Origin of the sequence: Streptomyces sp. NPDC006261, from assembly GCF_040613515.1 — a bacterium.
Classification (GTDB): domain Bacteria; phylum Actinomycetota; class Actinomycetes; order Streptomycetales; family Streptomycetaceae; genus Streptomyces.
On the sequence record NZ_JBEXSI010000051.1, the window covers coordinates 31729 to 49874 of the forward strand.

15 protein-coding genes and 4 pseudogenes are annotated in these 18146 nt (G+C 71.5%); 10 read left to right on the forward strand and 9 right to left on the reverse strand.

The genetic code is table 11. From position 1 onward, the window contains the following. Positions 1 to 18 precede the first annotated feature (18 nt). The 5 genes from ABZ154_RS27405 to ABZ154_RS27425 all read left to right on the forward strand — a co-directional run bounded on the left by ABZ154_RS27405 (position 19) and on the right by ABZ154_RS27425 (position 4837). A complete protein-coding gene (locus ABZ154_RS27405) occupies positions 19 to 1158 on the forward strand; it encodes a helix-turn-helix domain-containing protein (RefSeq protein ID WP_356836887.1) in 1140 nt (379 codons plus the stop codon). Positions 1159 to 1413: 255 nt separating this feature from the next. Further along, positions 1414 to 1752: a thioredoxin domain-containing protein gene (locus tag ABZ154_RS27410; RefSeq protein ID WP_356836889.1), complete on the forward strand. Its 339-nt coding sequence runs from the start codon at positions 1414 to 1416 to the stop codon at positions 1750 to 1752. A 742-nt stretch (positions 1753 to 2494) separates the two neighbouring features. Beyond that, positions 2495 to 2971 (forward strand): sigma-70 family RNA polymerase sigma factor, encoded by a 477-nt coding sequence (locus ABZ154_RS27415; RefSeq protein ID WP_356836891.1) that lies wholly within the window; start codon positions 2495 to 2497, stop codon positions 2969 to 2971. Between the two features lie 58 nt (positions 2972 to 3029). Further along, positions 3030 to 4058 (forward strand): AbfB domain-containing protein, encoded by a 1029-nt coding sequence (locus ABZ154_RS27420; RefSeq protein WP_356836893.1) that lies wholly within the window; start codon positions 3030 to 3032, stop codon positions 4056 to 4058. A 524-nt stretch (positions 4059 to 4582) separates the two neighbouring features. Then, on the forward strand, positions 4583 to 4837 hold the full coding sequence (locus tag ABZ154_RS27425) for a VanZ family protein (protein WP_356836894.1): 255 nt from the start codon (positions 4583 to 4585) through the stop codon (positions 4835 to 4837). Positions 4838 to 4845: 8 nt separating this feature from the next. Here ABZ154_RS27425 and ABZ154_RS27430 read toward each other — a convergent pair. Next, a pseudogene (locus ABZ154_RS27430) lies at positions 4846 to 5087 on the reverse strand (DUF998 domain-containing protein); the annotation flags it as partial. Positions 5088 to 5233: 146 nt separating this feature from the next. Between ABZ154_RS27430 and dacB the strand changes: the two are divergent. After that, complete coding sequence (gene dacB / locus ABZ154_RS27435; protein WP_356836896.1) at positions 5234 to 6847, forward strand: D-alanyl-D-alanine carboxypeptidase/D-alanyl-D-alanine-endopeptidase; 1614 nt, start codon at positions 5234 to 5236, stop codon at positions 6845 to 6847. 7 nt (positions 6848 to 6854) lie between these two features. On the opposite strand, the gene ABZ154_RS27440 is transcribed toward dacB, so the two are convergent. From ABZ154_RS27440 to ABZ154_RS27455, 4 genes are all read right to left on the reverse strand, one after another. Continuing rightward, positions 6855 to 7418, reverse strand: a complete 564-nt coding sequence (locus ABZ154_RS27440; RefSeq protein ID WP_356836898.1) for a hypothetical protein — start codon at positions 7416 to 7418, stop codon at positions 6855 to 6857. Next, the gene (locus ABZ154_RS27445) at positions 7415 to 8905 is read right to left on the reverse strand and encodes a HAMP domain-containing sensor histidine kinase (RefSeq protein WP_356836900.1); all 1491 of its coding nucleotides are present in this window, start codon (positions 8903 to 8905) and stop codon (positions 7415 to 7417) included. The genes ABZ154_RS27440 and ABZ154_RS27445 overlap by 4 nt, the downstream gene beginning before the upstream one ends. A gap of 32 nt (positions 8906 to 8937) precedes the next feature. After that, complete coding sequence (locus ABZ154_RS27450; RefSeq protein ID WP_356836902.1) at positions 8938 to 9621, reverse strand: response regulator transcription factor; 684 nt, start codon at positions 9619 to 9621, stop codon at positions 8938 to 8940. Between the two features lie 93 nt (positions 9622 to 9714). Then, positions 9715 to 11007: a peptidoglycan bridge formation glycyltransferase FemA/FemB family protein gene (locus ABZ154_RS27455; RefSeq protein ID WP_356836904.1), complete on the reverse strand. Its 1293-nt coding sequence runs from the start codon at positions 11005 to 11007 to the stop codon at positions 9715 to 9717. 280 nt (positions 11008 to 11287) lie between these two features. On the opposite strand from ABZ154_RS27455, the gene ABZ154_RS27460 reads away from it, so the two are divergent. Both ABZ154_RS27460 and ABZ154_RS27465 read left to right on the forward strand, forming a co-directional pair. Next, positions 11288 to 12490, forward strand: a complete 1203-nt coding sequence (locus ABZ154_RS27460; protein ID WP_356836906.1) for an Ig-like domain-containing protein — start codon at positions 11288 to 11290, stop codon at positions 12488 to 12490. A gap of 217 nt (positions 12491 to 12707) precedes the next feature. Beyond that, positions 12708 to 13151: pseudogene (locus ABZ154_RS27465) on the forward strand (class I SAM-dependent methyltransferase); the annotation flags it as partial. Positions 13152 to 13204: 53 nt separating this feature from the next. Here the strand turns inward: ABZ154_RS27465 and ABZ154_RS27470 are convergent. Further along, the gene (locus ABZ154_RS27470) at positions 13205 to 14734 is read right to left on the reverse strand and encodes a cryptochrome/photolyase family protein (protein WP_356836908.1); all 1530 of its coding nucleotides are present in this window, start codon (positions 14732 to 14734) and stop codon (positions 13205 to 13207) included. 149 nt (positions 14735 to 14883) lie between these two features. Between ABZ154_RS27470 and ABZ154_RS27475 the strand changes: the two genes are divergently transcribed. Next, positions 14884 to 16050 carry a spore photoproduct lyase family protein gene (locus tag ABZ154_RS27475; protein ID WP_356836910.1) on the forward strand — a complete coding sequence of 389 codons (1167 nt, stop codon included), beginning with the start codon at positions 14884 to 14886 and terminating at the stop codon, positions 16048 to 16050. Between the two features lie 43 nt (positions 16051 to 16093). Here ABZ154_RS27475 and ABZ154_RS27480 read toward each other — a convergent pair whose 3' ends face one another. Both ABZ154_RS27480 and ABZ154_RS27485 read right to left on the reverse strand, forming a co-directional pair. Continuing rightward, positions 16094 to 16306, reverse strand: coding sequence for a DUF4287 domain-containing protein (locus ABZ154_RS27480; protein WP_356836912.1), 213 nt, complete (start codon positions 16304 to 16306; stop codon positions 16094 to 16096). 112 nt (positions 16307 to 16418) lie between these two features. Then, entirely contained in the window at positions 16419 to 16931 is a 513-nt protein-coding gene (locus ABZ154_RS27485) for a hypothetical protein (RefSeq protein ID WP_356836914.1), read from the reverse strand. Here ABZ154_RS27485 and ABZ154_RS27490 point away from each other — a divergent pair. Then, positions 16891 to 17376, forward strand: a pseudogene (locus tag ABZ154_RS27490) (LuxR C-terminal-related transcriptional regulator); the annotation flags it as partial. The gene ABZ154_RS27485 and the pseudogene ABZ154_RS27490 sit on opposite strands and share 41 nt — an antisense overlap. 348 nt (positions 17377 to 17724) lie before the next feature. Here the strand turns inward: ABZ154_RS27490 and ABZ154_RS27495 are convergent. After that, positions 17725 to 18146 (reverse strand): annotated as a pseudogene (locus ABZ154_RS27495) (D-alanyl-D-alanine carboxypeptidase); the annotation flags it as partial.

Here is an 18146-nt window from a genome sequence, read left to right on the forward strand (position 1 = left end):
GTTCGCAGGGAACAAAGAATGAGCTATGCAATGCGGAGGGCCAGCGAACTGACCCTGGACGAGACGACGGTCACCGCGCTTCGGGCGGCACTGAAGACCACCGCCGACGAAGTCGTCCGGGCGATCATCGACGAGGTTCCTCCCTACGCCCATGCCTTGTCGGGCCGCATGGGCGCCACCATCCGCAGAGCCGTCCGCACCGCCCTGGGGCACTACCTGGACCTTGCGAGCGGGAACGCCACAGGCGGCGACGCCGGGGACGCCGCCTACGAGCTGGGCCGCGGCGAGGTGCGCGACGGCCGTTCGATGGATGCCCTGCTCAGCGCCTACCGCGTCGGCGCCCGGGTCGCCTGGCGATGTCTGGCAGCGGGGGCCGTACCCGCGGGTCTGCCCGCCGCCGAGGTCGCAAAGTTCGCCGAGCTGACCTTCGCCTACATCGACGAGCTCTCCGCCGCGAGCGCCGCGGGCCACGCCGACGAACTGGCCGCCCGGGGCAGAGCCCACGAGCGCCACCTGGAACACCTGGCCCGCGACCTCCTCGCCGGTGCGAGCCCGGACGTGCTGCTGGCCTCCGGCCAGCGGGCCCGGTGGCAGCCTCCGGTTTCGCTGACCGCCGTCCTGCTGCCCGCCGCCCAGGCCCGGCCTGCCTACCGGACACTCGACCCGAGCACCCTCGTCCTCGACGATCTGCCGGATGCCACCGGTGTGCTCCTCGTCCCCGATGCCGACCGATCACGTCTCCTACGGCAGCTGACCGACCGCGCCGCCGTGGTCGGCCCGGCCCGGCCATGGACCCACGCGTCCGCCTCGTACGCACGAGCCCTACGCGCGCGCTCCCTTTCCTCTGACATTCGCGACACCGAGGACCACCTGCCCGACCTGGTGCTCAGCGCCGACGCGGACGCGTTCGCAGACCTGCGCGCCCGAGCCCTCGCACCGTTGCAGACCCTGCCTCCCGCAACCGCACGACGGCTGGAGGAGACGTTGCGGGCGTGGCTGCTGCACCAGGGCAGACGGGACGAGGTCGCGGCGGCGTTGTTCGTCCATCCCCAGACGGTCCGATACCGGATGTCGCAGCTCCGGGAGCTGTTTCCCGATCTCGCATCACCACACCGGGTCCTTGAACTGACGCTGGCGGTCGGCCTCCGGGTCAGCTGACGCGTCACCCGTCTACCGCCGCGTCCGCGAGCGTCCGGAGATCGTGCTCGTGTCCGGTGCCAAGCCGCTATGACCTGGGAAACGGCTTTCCGGTCGTCGTGGCAAGGGGCCGGCCGCTCGCCCCACGGGCACCGCCGTCCTGCGGCGGCCCGTGCCTTCCTGCTGGCAGCCGGTCGGACGACCGGCCGGGGCCGACCTGGCACACCGCGCGAGGGAGGATGGGACGGAGTACGAAACGTGAGGTCAGGAGCTCCCATGACAAAACTGGTTCACCGGCCTCGTGAGGACGCGGAGTTCGATTTCATCCTCGGGAGAAGCGAGGTTCCGGTTCTCGCTTACTTCACCGGGGCATGGCCCAAGGCAATCGAGCCCTGTCGGGTGATGGATGTCGTCGTGGGCGACATCGCCGCCGACTACGCGGGCCGCCTGACGGTCGTCCGCACCGACATCACGCGTTGCCCGGCGGCAACCGAGCGACACGGGATCACCGGAGCTCCGTCCTGCCTCCTGCTGAAGGAGGGAGCGGCGGTGGCGCACGGCACGGGGCCTATGACCATCGATGAGGTACGGCAGTTCCTGGACGGTCACCTCTGAGCGGCCGCTGCGGCACCCGGACCGCCGCTTCTCGTCGCGTTCGGAACGGACGCGGGCGGTTGGCAGCCCATATCCCGCCTCCAGGCGAAAGCACCGCGGATGGCGCAGGGGCTCCGGCGGACCAGTTCGTCTTCGAACAGGGCCTCTTGGTAGCTCGGGGTTGCGAAGCCGACCGGTCCGCCCCGGACCAGGACGGCATCCGCCTGCCCGCCGGGCCCCGGGCCGTTTCGGGGCGGGCCCCGGGCGCCGAAGCTACGCCTCGCCAACCTTCCTCTCCTCCCGGTCTCACCGAAGCCCGGTGCCCAGAGACTCACCCCCACCTTGCCCGCCTCGGCCAAAAATGCAGGTCAGATCCACCAGAGCCGTTCAAGCACCGCTGATCCCCAAGCAGCTCAGAGCGCGAGTTCGATTCTCGTCACCCGCTCTTCCATGCACCCGCAGGTCAGCGGCCTGGTGGTGCATTGCTATCTGGACCTCTCGGGGTCCGCGTGCCATTCGCGTGCCATACGGGACCTCATGCGACGTCAGGACAGAGGCGGACATCGCTGTTCGTGACGGAAGGGGAACGCGTCCTGAGGACCAAGGGTTCGCGTTCCTCGTGGGAGGACCGCGTGGAGTGGCCCTGACCGAGGCACCTGACCTCAACCACTCCAAGACCCCTGACAGAGTCAAGCTAAGGTGAGGCGCCGTACTCGGCGGATCGCTTCCCTGAGGGAAGACCGCTCCCCTGAGGGAGGTGGGAATGGGGCTCATGGATGCGGAGCACGCGGGGTTGGTCGTCGCGGCGCAGGCCGGTGACGATCGGGCGCGCGAGGAGCTGATCGCCGCCTACCTGCCGTTGGTCTACAACATCGTCGGGCGAGCGCTGAGCGGACACGCCGACGTCTACGACGTCGTCCAGGAAACCCTGCTGCGCGTGGTGCGCGACCTGCCTGCCCTGCGTGCCCCGGAGAGCTTCCGGTCCTGGCTGGTGTCGATCACGCTCCGCCAGATCAATACCCACTGGCACCGGCAACGCACCTTCGCCGGCCGAACCACGGTCATCGACGAGGCACGCCGGATACCGGACGCCGGTGCCGCATTTGAGGACGTCACGATCCTGCGTCTGCATCTGTCGGACGAGCGCCGGCAGGCCGTCGAAGCCGGCCGGTGGCTCGACGAGGACCAACGGGCTCTCCTCGCTGTGGTGGCAGGAGCGCGCCGGCTCGCTGAGCCGTGACGACATCGCCGCCGCGACGGGCCTCACCGTCGCCCACGTCGGAGTACGCCTGCAACGCATGCGCGAGCAGTTGGAACTGAGCCGGGCGATCGTCGCCGCGCTGGAGTCCGACCCACGCTGTCCGCAGTTGGACGAGACCATCGTCGGCTGGGACGGTCTCCCCGCATCGGTATGGCGCAAGCGCATCGCGCGGCACACCCGCGGCTGCCCGGTCTGCATGGCGACGACGACAGAACGGGTTCCGGCCGAACTACTGCTCCTCAGCCTCGCGACGCTGACCGTCCCGGCCGGACTCATCGCCGCGCTGGCCGCCAAGGGCCTGCTGTCGGGTACAACCGCGAGCACCGCCGGGGTGGCCACGGCACACGTCGCCGCCGGCACGGCGACGGCGGGAGGGAGTCTGCACAGCGCGCTGATCGGCAAACTCCACGCGGTGACCGCTCACCAGCTGGTGAGTCTCGCCACCGGCGCGGTTCTCATCTCCGGGGCCGCCACCTACGCGACCTGGCCCGAACCGGCGCATCGGGAGCCCGGCGTCATCGCCACTCCTACGGTCGGCCACCCCACGGCCGGCACTCCCACGCCGATCCCGTCGCGCACCACCACGTCGGCCGGACCACCTCCGGTGAGTCCGTCCGCCGCCGCAGGCAGTGTTCCGCTGGGCGCACAGTCGCTGGAGTCCGTGGACCAGCCCGCGCTGTACCTCACGTATGCCGGCGACTTCGCGACGCTCGGCCGGGTCTCCGCGTCCAGCAGCGCGCAGACACGGCAGCGGGTCACCTTCACGGTGATCGGGGGGCTGGCCGACACACGGTGCGTCACCTTCCGCGCCGCCGACGGTCGCTATCTGCGCCATCGTGACCTGAGGCTCCAGCTGAGCGGCAACGACGGCAGCGGGCTGTTCCGTGAAGACGCCACCTTCTGTCCGCGCCCCGGGGCAGTCGCCGGATCAGTGACCCTGCACGCGCACAACTATCCGGGATCGGTCATCCGCCACCGCGACGGTGGCGTCTGGCTCGATGGCTCCGACGGCACTCGGGCCTTCGCCGGCCAGGCTTCCTTCATCGTGCGCAGGACCGGGGCCTGAGAACCCCGCTCCTTGAGCATGTGATCCGGTGATCCAGCTTCGATCCGTATCGGCAACGGCTGCCGCCACTCCGAGAACCTTCGCTGGTGGCGGCGCCTTTCCCACAGCGACGACCAGACCGCGGGGCTCGGCATAACGCTTTCTGCCCGCGAGATGCATCACTGAGCGATCCTCCGGACAGCGCGACTTTTCTGTTACGAGACCCCGGGCCCGGAGGCCTCCATTGCGTGGGGTGCCCTTCCCGCCGCTCACCATGACGTGCCGGCGTGGCAGGTTCCCCGACTTCCTTCCCCCTTGACGTATCTCCGGATGAAGGCTTCTCAAAATGACGCGACACGCCCGCACGATCACGGCACCCATGGTGACCCGCGACCCCCGAGGAGAATCATGAAGGGCCTGCACCGGCTCAGCCGGCGTCGCCGAACAGTGGCGGTAGGACTGTCGGCCGCGGCGGTGGTGGCCGGTGTCATGACGCTCCTCCCCGGCTCCGCCGGAGCCGCGAGCCTGGGTACGCCAATGTGATCATGTTCATGCCGCTCGGGCTCGTCCTGCCGCTGCTCCTCCCCCGGCTCAACCGCGGCCGCACCGTCCTGGCCAGCGCGCTCATCAGCCTGGGCATCGAAGCCGTCCAACTGATCCAGTACATCGTCTTCGCCAACGGTCGCGCCGTCGATGTCAACGACCTGATCGCCAACACCATCGGCGGCCTCCTCGGCTGCACGGTCCTGCGCGCCGTCACGGTGCGGCGGGGGGCGCACACGGGCACGGCAGTCGGCTGACGGCCGGCCGGGGCGCCGATCAGCCGAGCCGTCACCGCGCTCAGCCACAGCAGGCCGTGGCCGGAACCGGCGGTGCATGCCAGGACCGAGGCGGCCGAGGCCATGCACCGCCAGGACAGCCACGGGTATCAGGCGCGAGGCCACGGCCCAGCCCCACAGACCCCGCGGCGGCGAACGGGCGGGCCAGAACGACGAAGGCGGCACACGCGGCGAGGTAACCGATCATTCCGGCGACCCTGTGGGCCGCCCCGCCTGTCCGGGCGCTCCCGCGCATTGCGACGAATACACCGTGCCGTTCGGGTGACACCCGTTCGCGCCGCCCGTATCCGGTGTCCGCCGGGGTCCATACCTGACCCCATGGACAGGAAACCGCAGAGACGAACGGTGCGTATCGGCATGCGAGGAGAGAGATCCGGACCCTTTCGGCGCCGTGTTGTCGCAGGGTGCTGTGCCCTGCTGCTCCTGGCCCTGACGTCGGGCGAGGCGGCCCAGGCGGTCTCGTCGCCCGACGGCGGTTCCGGCCGGCTCGACCCGCGGATCACGGACATCATGCGGAAGCCGGACTACCGCAACGCCCAGTGGGGCCTGCTCCAGCAGGATCCGGACACCGGTCGGGTCGTCCACAGCCGGTTCGCCGAGCAGTTCTTCATCCCCGGGTCGGTGGCCAAGCTGTTCGGCACCTCCGGCGCGTGGGACACCCTCGGCGCCGACCACCGTTTCAGGACGCCGGTCTACGCGGTCGGCGAGCGCAGCGGAGGCACGCTGAAGGGCGACCTCGGCCTCGTCGCCCAGGGCGACCTCACGCTGGGCGGCAGGACCCGCCCCGACGGCACGGTCGACTACACCGACCTCGACCACACGTACGCCAATGACTTCCCCGGCGCCACGCTCACGCCGCAGAACCCGCTCGCCGGGATCAACCGGATCGCACAGCAGGTGCGGCGTTCCGGCATCACCCGCGTGGAAGGGGATGTGATCGTCGACGACCGGCTCTTCCAGCCCGAGCCGGTCTTCGACCCCACCCCGACCCCGCTGATCATCAACGACAATCTCATCGACCTGCTGACCACCCCTGGCGCCCGCCCCGGCGCGCCCGCGCAACTGGACTGGCGGCCGAAGGTCGCCCCGTACCGGGTCACGTCGACCGTACGGACGGTGGCGGCGGGTGAGCCGACCGACATCGAAGTCACGGCCTCCGGCAACGGCACCCGAATCCAGCTGTCCGGCACCATCGCGGCCGGTTCCCGACCGGCTCTGAAGGTGTCGCCCATCACCGACCCGGCGGCCTTCGGGCGCACCGCGCTGATCGAGGCGCTGGGGCGGGCCGGGGTGGAGGTGACCGCGCACCCGACCGGCGCCAACCCGGTCGGCCGACTCCCCGGCTCGTACGAGGGCCGGCCGCGCGTGGCTCTGTTCACCTCCCCGCCGTACGCCCAGTACGCCAAGCTCATCTTCAAGGTCAGCCACAACCTGGGCGGCAACCTCACCATCTGCTTGATGGCGGTCGCGGCCGGCAGCAAGGACTGCATGGACGGCTTCCCCGTGCTGGCCGGCTTCCTGGAACGCGCGGGCGTCGACCGCAAGCAGGTCCAACTCCTGGACGGCCGCGGCGGGAACCCCGTCGACCGGACCACGCCCAAGGCCGTGGTGCAGTTGCTGAGTCACTGGCATCGCACGCCCGAGGCGGAGGTCTTCCGGAACGCGCTGCCCATCCTGGGCGTCGACGGCCTGCTGGCCGGCAACTGCACCGACTGTCCCGCGCGCGGCAAGGTGTTCGCCAAGACCGGCGCCGCCGTGGGGCTGGACGCGCTCAACGACCGCCTGGCTGTCGGCGCCATCACGATCGCCGGCTACCTGGACAAGGGCAACGGCCGCTTCGACGTCTTCTTCGCCGGCGTGAACGGCGCCTCCACTCCGACCACCGACCTCAACGGCGTGCTGGACATCGCCGACGACCTCGCCATGGTCTCCGCATACCTGCAGGAGGGAGCGGCGCGGCGAGAGCAGTGAGGGCGGCTCATGGCAGGCAGGTGTCGGAACTCGACGCCCCGTCCTGGCCCGTCAGCTTCACCACGACCTTGCCGTCGGCGGCCTGGCTGTAGGCGATCGTGCAGGTCAGCTGGCGTAGAGCGGTGGTGTTCAGTTCCTTCAGGGGGAAGGGCAGGTTCGTCGTGACCGTACCGCCGGGGGCCGTCTCCACCGTGACTGCCGTGCCGGGACGGGCGGCAGGAAGGGCCGTGGTCAGGCCGGCGGCCCGGTCCTCCTGGCCCGGGCCGGCCAGCAGGGCCATGACGGTCTTCTCCGTCGGCGGCGGGCCGGGTGCTGTGTCGGGGCCCGACCCGACGTAGTCGCCGCCGAAGCCGGCCGACGGCCTGACCGTCCTGAGCACGGGGTTCAGCCCTCCGTCGGGGGTGCGGAAGAAGAGCATCATGTCGTCGTTGCGGTTGTAGAAGGCCTCGACGGTCGCGGGTCCGCCCGCCTCGACGGGGTCGGTCTCCTGGATGCCGCAGCCGCCCAGCAGCGGTACGGCGGCCGCGGCGGCGAGGGCCGCCGCGCGTCGGTGTGCCCGCGTTCGTCTCATTCGGTGGCCTCCCCGGCATGGAGCGGGATCTCCACGGTGAAGACCGCACCGCCGTCGGATCGGTTCCCCGCACGGATCGTTCCGCCGTGCAGGCGCACGTTCTCCTGGGTGATCGCCAGTCCCAGGCCGCTGCCCGCCGAGCGGGTACGGGCCGCGTCGGCCTTGTAGAAGCGGTCGAAGATGTACGGGATCGATTCGGGGCGGATGCCGGGGCCGCGGTCCGCCACCTCGGTGATCAGTACGGGCGTTCCCGCCGGGCGTTCCCCGGCGCGCAGACGTACCGTGACCGGCCCGCCGCCGTGCCGCAGGGCGTTGCCGACCAGGTTGGCGATCACGACGTCGAAGCGGCGCGGGTCGAGCCGGGCCCTGATGCCGGGGGGGAGTTCGGCGTGGACCCGGTCGTCCTCGTTCCAGTGCCGGTTCTGGAGGGTCTTGCGGATCGCCTCGGCCACATCGACCTCGTCGGCGTTCAGCTCGGCCGCACGGGCGTCGAAGCGGGAGATCTCCATCAGGTCCTCGACGAGTACGGCGAGCTTTCCGGTCTCCGCGCTGACCAGCCGGACCGCCCGGGCGGTGTCGGCGTCCAGGCGGTCCGCGTCCTCGTCGAGGACCTCGGTGACGGCGAGCATGCCGGCGAGGGGGGTGCGCAGTTCGTGCGAGACGTCGGAGGCGAAGCGGTGGGCGCGCGCCTCCGCCTCGCGCAAACCACGCACCGAAGCCTCCAGTTGGGCCGCCGACTCGTTGAAGGTGGCGGCCAGATCAGCGAGTTCGTCGTTGCCGCGTACCGCTATCCGGGTGTCCAGGCGGCCGCTGCCCATGCTCCTGGCCGCCCGCCGCAGTTCCCGCACCGGGCGCAGCACACTGCGCGCGGCGATCAGGCCGGGTACCAGCGCGACGGCGAGGCCGGGCAGGGCACCGTCCCGGGCTGCGGTGAGGAGGGCGTCGACGTTGATCTGCTCGTCGGTCATCCTCATGACGGCGTACAGGACGAGCCCGCTGGGGAGCGTGCTGTACGGGCCGGTCCTGAAGACCGTGGGCATGGCGATCGTCAGGTAGGGGACGCCGTCCTTGACGACCCGCTCGAAGCCGCCGTAGGGGTTGGCCCGCGCGGCGCGGCGCAGTTCGGGGGTGATGACGGTGGAGACGGGGTTCTCGCCGGAGGAGGCGCGGACGGAACCGTACTCGGCGAACACCACCCAGGGGCGCGGTTTGCCCTTGCGGGCGAGGTCGCGCAGGATTTCCTCCAGCCCCTCCCCCTGGACGGGCAGGCCGAAGCCCGTCTGCTGGACCTGCTCACGGAACGTGGAGACCGCCGTGTCCTGGGCGGTCTTCAGCAGCGCGTTGCGGGCCTCGCGGTAGGTCAGCGCCGATGTCGTGCCCGCGCTGACGACGGCGACCAGGAGGAAGGCGGCCAGCAGACGCGTGCGCAGGCCGAACGCCCGGATCCGCGACCGTTCGTCGGGGCCCGTGCTCCTTCCTTCGCCCACTGCCGTGCTCCCGCCGCTGCGGGACTTGGTGATCACAGTGGGCCGAAGCGGTAGCCGAAGCCCCGCAGGGTCTGGACGTAGCGGGGGCTGCCGGCCTCGGGCTCGATCTTGCCGCGCAGACGGGCGACACAGGCGTCGACCAGCCGGGCATCGGCGTGGAACGTGTGCTCCCAGACGCTCTCCAGGAGTTGCTGCCTGCTGAACACCTGCTCGGGAGCGGCGGACAGGTGCAGCAGGAGCCGCAGCTCCGAGGGGGCGAGCGACAGCGGCCGGCCCGCCTTGGTGACCGTCAGCCCGACCCGGTCGACGGTGAGTTCGCCGTACACCTCGATGGACGGGCGGCCCGGTCCACTGTCGTCCATTCGGCGCAGTACGGCACGGATCCGGGCCTCGATCACCTCGGGGCGGGCGGGCTTGACGATGTAGTCGTCGGCGCCTGCCTCCAGGCCGACGACCACGTCGAAGTCGTCGCCGCGCGCGGTGAGCATGATGATCGGCAGCTGGCTGTGCTCGCGGACCTGACGGCAGACCTGTACGCCGTTCATTCCGGGCAGCATCAGGTCCAGCAGCAGCAGGTCGGGGCGGAATTCGGCCAGCGCGGCGAGGCCGTCCTCGCCGGTCGCGGCCGCCCGTACGTCGTGGCCGCGACGGCGCAGGCCGAGTTCGACCCCCTCGCGTACGGCGGGGTCGTCCTCGATGAGGAGCACGCGGGGCATCGGCCATTCTCCCTGGGGGTGGTTCCGGTGGTGGCGGTGGCGGTGGTGTGCGTAGTGGTAGTGATAGTGGTCAGCTCCGGGGTGGCGGCTGCTTCATCGGTGCTTCAGGTAAGCCTGGAAGGCACGGTGAAGCGCATGGTTGGCGCTGCCGCCCACCGGCCTCTCCCATTCCCCCAACGTCTCGACGACCTGGCCCCCGGTGCCGAGCTTCCACCGCAACAATCCGTACGCACGTTCCTCCGGATCGAGAGTGGAGGGTACCCCGCGCATGTCGTAGACGTCAGCGCCGAGCGCGTGGGCGTCCAGCAGCATCCGCCACTGCAGCGCGTTGGAGGGCCGGACCTCGCGGCGGTGGTCGGCCGAGGCGCCGGTCTGGTACCAGGCCCGGCGGCCCACCGTGATCATCGTGTGGGCGGCCAGGATCTCGCCCTGGTGGCGCGCCAGGTACAGCTTCATCCGGCCCGGTTCCTCGGCGTTCAGCGCGGCGTACTGGCGCTCGTAGTAGGCGAGCGAGCGGCCGAGCCGGAAGCCGTCGCGTCGCTCGGTGACGGCGAGCAGCCGGCAGAACTCGGGGAGATCCGCCGCGCTGCCCACCACCACCTCCACACCCTCCTTCCGGGCCCGTCGCACATTGCGGCGCCACTCCTGGTTGAGCCCGGACCACAGGTCCTGTGCGGTGCGTCCGGCGAGCGGCACATGGAAGACGTGCCGTGGCTGGGCGTCCCCGCCCCCGGCGCCCGCGTTTCCGTCCCCGCCGGCCGCGTCACCGCAGCGGAGCCAGCCCCGGGCCCGCAGCCGCTCGGCGACGGCGGTGCCGAGCGGGTCGACCTCACTGGCGAGGACGTCGCCCAGGCGTCGCCCCGGGCCGGTGAGCGGCTTGAGCAGGGCGGCGCTCCAGCGCCGGTAGGCGGGTGACGGGCCGATGCGTACGGCGAAGGCGCCGGTGCGCCGCAGGTGCTCCAGCAGCGGGGCGAGCCAGCCGTCGATGCCGGGATCCCTCCAGTCGGCGACGGGACCTTCCGGGAGGTAGGCGAAGTATTTACGGGTGCCGGGGAACTGCCGGAGCAACACCAGGGCCACGCCGGTCAGTTCGCCCGCCTCCGGGTCCGGGCCCCAGCCGAGCAGCTGGGCGCGCCAGCCCTCCTTGACCTCGGCCCAGGACGGGCACTGCAGGAAACCGGCGCCGAGGGCCTGGCCGTGCGGGGAGGCGAGGAAGGCGCGGTAGGTCTTCGCGGTGATGGGCCGCAGGACCACGTTCCGGTTCCGGTTCTGGTCCCGGTCCGGGTTCTGGTCCCGGTCGCGGTTCGGGTCCCGGTTCTGGTCCCGGTTCGGGTCCCGGCTGGGGCGTACGGGGCTGGATGACGAAGGCACGAGCAGCGCTGACACGGTGTGTGGCCTCTCCTTCTCCCCGGACCTGTCTCGGGGACGGCTCCCCGGGCCTTTCTCGGGGATGCAGAGGATGCTCACAGCGGTTCATGACCGCTCCGCGCGATGAATGTGACCGGACGATGACCGTTGCTCACCAGTCGCCGTCACACTGCTCCGTAGCGTCTGACCTCGGGTTCTCCGGCTCTACAGTCACAACGTCGCCGACTCGGACCGCTCTCGCGGCGCTCGTCCGCGCTCATGCACTCTCTTGGCTCTCGTGGCTCTTCCGGAGGTCCTGTTGTCCCGCATACGTGTACTCGCCCATGCCCGCGCCCGGGCCGCCGTCGTGGCCGCCCTGCTGGCGCCGCTCGCCGCCTGCTCGTCGAGCGCCTCCCCCGGCGCCCCGGTCACCAAGGTGACGCCGAGCCCCGACGATCGCCCCGTCACGGTCGCCGTCACGCCTGCGGGAGCGAAGGCCCGGGCCGGTGTACCCGTACGGGTCACGGCCACGGGCGGCCGCCTCACCTCGGTGACCGTCACCGACGCCGAGGGCCACCGGCTCGCCGGCAAGGCCGCCGCCGACGGCCGGTTCTGGGTCTCCGACCGCAACGCCGTACCTGGCACGGCGTACACCGTGACTGCGGCGACCCGCACCGCGGGCGGCACCGCCAGGAGCACGAAGGCCGGCTTCACCACGGCTCCGGCGGACAAGGTCAACAAGGTGGACTGGCGACCGGGCACCGGCGGGACCGTCGGCATCGCCCAGCCGGTCTCCCTGGTCTTCGACCACCCGGTCAAGAACCGGGCCGAGGTCGAGAAGCAGCTCAGGATCACCACCTCGAACGACACCGAGGGCTCCTGGGGCTGGATACGCGACTGGTCGGGCCGGGACCGGGTGGACTGGCGGCCCAGGACGTACTGGAAGCCCGGAACCGAGGTCACGCTGAAGGCCGAGCTGAACGGCACCGACTCGGGAGCGGCCGGCGGCTGGTTCGTACGCGACTACACGACGGCCTTCACCATCGGCGACCGCCAGATCGTCGAGGTCGACCTCGACCGCCATCGGCTCTCTCTCGTACGCGACGGGAAGACGGTCCGCCGCATACCGGTATCCGGCGGCACACCCGGCGGTGACAAGCGTTCGTGGCGCGGGACCGCCGTGCTCATGGCCAAGGAGGGCACGATCAACATGAACTCCGAGACGGTGGGCCTCGCCGACGCCTACGACAAGATGGTCGACCACTCGATGCGGCTGACCTGGTCGGGCATGTACGCGCACGCCGCCCCGTGGAACGCCCAGCACCTCGGCAGGGCCAACCGGAGTTCCGGATGCATAGGGATGAGCGACGCGGACGCGGCCTGGTTCTACGCGCAGGTGCGGCCGGGCGACCCGTTCGAGATCACCGGCAAGGACACCAAGGGCGTGGTCGACCCCGGGAACGGCTTCGGCGCGTGGAACCTCTCGTGGGCCGAGTGGCAGCGGCGGAGCGCGCTGCGCTGAGCGGTGGCAGAGGTGGGCACGCAGCCGCGGGCGCCCCTCGGGCCGATCGGCTCCGGGACGGCGCGCCTCGGCCGTACGGACGGCGTCCGGTGGAGGATGACCTGGGCGCCGGCCTCGGGGCAGGGCGCCCGGCACCGCACCGCCGCGTGGAGGGGCCCGGTCATGAAACCGTTCGGCGAACCGCTGCTCCGGCCTCGTGCCGAGGGCCGCATGAAACGTGGCATCCGGCGACGAAGGCCGCCACGCCCACGAAAGCCGCTACGGCCAGTCCTTCTTCAGCCCCGAAGCGGCGGGCGAAGGCGAGCGCATCGACTTCGGGGCCCCCGCCTACGACGACATCGCCATGGCGCGGCTGCGGGCGCTGGGGGCGGGCCCGGGATGGCACTGCCCCGACGTGGGCGCCGGCACCGGTACGGTCTCCCGTCGACTGCTGGAAGAGGCGGGGGTGGCGAGCGTGCTCGCCGTGGACCGCGACGTACGGTTCCTCGGTGAGCGGTCCGTCCCGGGGCTGGAGGTACACGAGGCCGACATCACGGGCGCGGACTTCGCCCCCGGCCGGTTCCAGCTCGCCCCCGGCCGGTTCCAGCTCGTCCACGCGCGGTTCGTGCTGATGCACCTGCCCGAGCACGAACGCCTGATCACGGCACTGGCCGAACGCGTGGGGGTGGAAGCCCGAAGAGGGCTGATCGGGGGGCGCTGGGCGTCAGGCCCTGATCAGGGGGGCGCGTCGCCCCGCTCCGCCGTCGTGTCGAGGAGTTCCCGCAGGTCCCTGAGCCGGTCCAGGCCCTTCACCGCGCGGGCCGTGCGGTGGTTGGCGGCGAGGCGGGTGCGGTGGCGGTGGAGGAAGGACCAGTAACCGGCGGTGTACGGGCAGGCCTCCTCGCCGGTGCGGTGGTCGGGGCGGTAGGCGCAGGGGGCGCAGAAGTCGCTCATCTTGTTGATGTACGCGCCGCCCGAGGTGTACGGCTTGGTCGTCATCATGCCGCCGTCGGCGTACTGGGACATGCCGACCACGTTCGGGAGCATCACCCAGTCGTAGCCGTCGACGAAGCAGCGGTGGAACCAGTCGGTGACGGCCGCCGGGTCCCAGCCGTCCTGGAGGGCGCGGCTGCCGAGCACCATCAGGCGGGGGATGTGGTGGGTCCAGCCGGTGTCCCGTACCTGGGCGAGGACCGTGGACAGGCAGTTGGCGGTGACCGCGTCGGCGTCCAGGTCGAGGAACCAGTCCGGCAGCGGGGTGTTGTGACGCAGGGCGTTGCGGTGGCGGTAGTCCTCGCCGAAGTGCCAGTACAGGTGCCACACGTACTCGCGCCAGCCCGCGATCTGGCGGACGAACCCCTCGACGCTGTTGAGGGGCGCGTCACCCGAGCGGTACGCCTGCTCGGCGAGCTCCGCACACTCCGCCGGGTCCAGGAGGCCGAGGTTCAGGGATGCGGAGAGGAGGCTGTGGCTCATCACCGGGTCGGCCGCCAGCATCGCGTCCTCATGGCGGCCGAAACCCGCCAGCCGGTGGGCGACGAAGTGCCTCAGCGCGGAGCGGGCCTCACGCCGGGTGGCGGGGAAGCGCCTCGGGCCGTCCCGGCCGACGAAGGAGACGTCGCCGTCGCGCTCCCAGCGGTCGAGGTCGCGGCGGACCTCCTCGTCGATGTCGTCCTCGCTCGGCCGCCAGGGGCCCAGCACGTCGAGGGTCTCCTGCCCGCGGGGCGGGGGTTCGCGGTTGTCGTGGTCCAGGTTCCACCGTCCGCCGGCCGGGTGGTCGCCGTCCATGAGCAGGTCGTGCCGCTCGCGCACCCAGTGGTAGAAGCCCTCCAGCCGGAGGGACTGCCCGCTGCCCTTGCCTTCGCTTCTTCCGGCCCACTCGGCGAAGTCGTCGTGGCTCACCAGGAAGCCCTTCGCGGGGAGGACCTCCACGCCCTCCAGCCCGCTCACGAATTCCAGCGCCCGGCGCGAGGTGGGGTGGCAGACCGTCAGGGGGCTCGATGCTCGGCGTCCCCGTACCTTCTCCAGGCCCTCGGCGTAGGTCTCGGCCCGGACATAGGTGACCCGGTCGCCCAGCTCGGCGGCGCGGTGCCGCATCGCCGAGAGGACCAGGTGCGCCTTCGCCCGGTGAAAGCGGCGCCGGCGCAGCACCGAGCGCGCCTCGATCATGACCATCGGGGCCCGGTCGTCCGGGCCACCGTGGCGCGGGTCGAGGAAGTGCGGGCCCAGCTGGTCCCCGAACAGCCAGTGGGGGCGTGGTGCCATGGGGGGCCGCCTCTCGCGTCCGGTGTCCGGCCCCGTCGATGCCGGCAGCCTCCATCGATGCTGGCAGCCTCCGCCCGTGTGCGTACGGCGACACTCCGTCGCGGGCCCGTCGCCTCGTTCCGCCCGGCCGTCGCCGTAGGGTCGACGCCGTGAACCGGCCTCCCGACCAGCCCGAGCAGCAGGCGCTCTTCGACTGGGACGACACCGTTCCCGCCGACCAGCCGGACCGTGGCGGCGGGTTCCGGGACAGTCCGCAGGCCCGCCGGATGCTGAACGTACGGGAGGTCTACGCGGAGCCCGCCGCGCTCGCCTCCCCGCGCGGCCGGCAGATCCTGGCGAGGCTGCCGGGCATCCCCGTCACCGAGGTGCCTGGCCACTGGCGCATCCCCTCCCTCCACGGCAACGACGGCAACATCGCCCGCTGGACCCGGATCAAGTCGCAGACCCTGGTCCTGGGCGTCCGGCAGAGCCTCACCACCCGGCCCAACGGCAGGTCGGCCGACTGGATCGCCCCCGGCGCCTCCAACGGCTGTGCCATGGCCTGCGCGTACTGCTACGTTCCGCGCCGCAAGGGGTACGCCAACCCGATCACCCTGTTCACCAACATCGAGGCGATCACCGCCCACGTACGACGGCATGTACGGGCCCAAGGGCCCAAGCGGCAGCCCAATCAGTGCGACCCGCACTCCTGGGTGTACGACATCGGTGAGAACGGCGACTGCTCCGTCGACGCCCTGATCTGCGACAACACCGCCGACCTCATTGCGATGTTCCGCGGACTGCCCTCCGCGAAGGCCTCGTTCGCCACCAAGTTCGTCAATCCTGATCTGCTCGCGCTGGATCCGCGAGGCCGCACCCGGGTTCGCTTCTCGGTGATGCCCGCGGACGACTCCCGCCTGCTGGACCTCCGTACCAGCCCGGTCGCGGAGCGCATCGCGGCCGCCGCCGACTTCCTGGACGCGGGGTACGAGGTCCACTTCAACCTCTCGCCCGTGGTGCTGCGGCCCGGCTGGCAGCGGGACTGGGCCGAGCTGCTGGACCAGCTGGACGACGTCCTGCCCGGCCGGGTGAAGGCGCAGGCGGCCGCCGAGATCATCATGCTGACCCACAACCAGCAGCTCCACGAGGTCAACCTCGGCTGGCACCCCCGGGCCGAGGAGGTCCTGTGGCAGCCGGACGCGCAGGAGACGAAGCGCTCGGAGAACGGCGCCCTCAACATCCGCTACGCCCGGGACATCAAGCGCGACGCCCTCGCCCGGCTGCGGGAGCTGATCGCGGAGCACGCGCCGTGGCTGCGCGTCCGGTACGCCTTCTGAGACCCGGCCGGACCTTCGTGGAGGCCGGACGGGTCCCCCGTACCTACCGGCCCTTGCCCTCGGCGAGGGTGTGGGCGACCAGGGCGTTGGCGTGGCCGTGGCCCAGGGCGTGTTCGGTCTTGAGCCAGGTGACCAGTTCGCCGTGTCTGGTGAGCGGGGAGGAGCGGATGAGGTCCTCCCACTCGGCGACCGGGCGGCCGTACTTCTTCTCGATCGAGGGGAAGTAGCTGGCAGGGCCCTTCACGGCGGCGGTCATGGGGTGTCCCGTCTGTCGGATCGAGGGATGTCGTTGTTGCTGTGCTGTCTTTATGACGGGTGGCGGGCCAAGAAGTCATCGGGTCTGCCCGGATCCGGCTGTGTGGTCCGGCTCACAGGCCTGGGACAGGCTTGTTCAACCGCTGTCGCGACGGCCTACGGGGTAGTCGACACTCCTGGAGCAGCGAGACCGTCGCCGGGCCGAAGGCCGCGCCGAGCAGGTAGCAGAGGTTGAACAGGCCGATCGCCGCAGGCCGTTCCTCGTCGGGCACGGACTCGGTGGAGCGCACCGCGAAGACTCCCTGGCCGGAGGAGGCCGCGATCGAGGCGGTGACGAAGCCCATCGAGCGGGGGGAGTCCGTCAGGCTCATCGCGATGGAGGTCAGGCCGGCGGTGCCGAGCGCCTGGAGCGCGCAGCCGATGATGACGGCCGGCAGCCCCGGCACGGTCAGCACCAGGAGCGCGCCGAGCAGGACCAGCGCCCCGCAGCCGCTGAGCGCGGCCCGGGCTCCGGCTCGGCAGCCGGAGCGCGCCGAGGAGGCATTACGCCACTGCGAGGGCTGGGCGCGGGCCGCCGCCACGGCCCCCTGGGCGCAGGCGGTGGCCCTCAGGTGCCGGGCGCTCATCGCCGACCGGCCGGAGCAGTACGCGCAGGCGCTGCGCCTGCACGAGAAGGGGGGCCGGCCCTTCGAGCGCGCCCGTACCGAGCTCCTGTACGGGGAGTGGCCGCGCCGGGCCCGGCGACCCAACGAGGCGCGGGACATGCTGCGTTCCGCCCTGGCCACGTTCGAGCGGCTGCGGGCGGAGCCCTGGACGCGGCGGGCCGGTGCCGAGCTGCGGGCCGCAGGGGAGCGCAGCTTGGCCGGGCGGGTGCCGGCGGACCACCTGATCGACCGGCTGACCCCGCAGGAGCTCCAGATGGTGCGGCTCGCCAAGGGCGGCAGCAGCAGCCGGGAGATCGCCGCGCAGCTGTTCCTCAGCCGGCGCACGGTCGAGCACCACCTCTACAAGGCGTACCCGAAGCTCGGCGTGTGCTCACGGCGGGAACTCGCACTCCTCGACCTGAGCTGAGCTGAGCTGAGCTGAGTTGGACTGAGCTGAGCTCGGGACGACGTGCGGCCGTGCCCGGACGGGCCGGTGATTCCTTCTTGGTCCCGCCGTAGGTGGTTCCGGGGGCGGCCGGACGAAGACGGTGGTGTCACCTCCGCCGGAGTCCGGGTGGGTGGACGTGCCGTTCAGCGCGGAGCTGTAGGTGCGCTCGATCTGCCCGCCGCAGCCCGCTACCAGCTTCTTGCCCTGTGCCCCCGACGCGGCGTTCGGGGTTTCGCCCGCCGCGTACGCGCCTGCACAGCAACTCCCCTTGCGCGCACGGCGCTACGGCCGTCCCGTGCCGGGCATGAACCGTGCACCGGGCCCACCTCAGGCGCGAGCCAGCGCGTCCGGGAGCGTGGAGCGGATCTCCGCGATCAGGGCGCGGCTGGCCTCGTGGGCGGCCGCGCTGCCTTCGGCCGGGGTGGTTCCCGCGCGCTGGTGCAGGACGACCCCGAGGATCATGCGTGGCGTACCGGCGACCTCCTGCGTCGCCGCCCACACCAGGTTGCCGCCCGCCGGGGTGGACGAGCCGGTCTTCAGGCCGATGACCCCGTAGCGCCCCAGCAGCTTGTTGGTGTTGCGGAACGTCACCCCGGCGCCGGGGGCCTCGACCGTGCGGGTGGCCACGATCTCCCGGAACACCGGGTCCTTCATCGCGGCGCGCGCCAGGAGGAGTTGGTCGGTCGAGGTGCTCCGTGTACTGGTCTCCATGCCGCTCACCCCGGTGTAGGTGGTGCGCTCCATCCCGA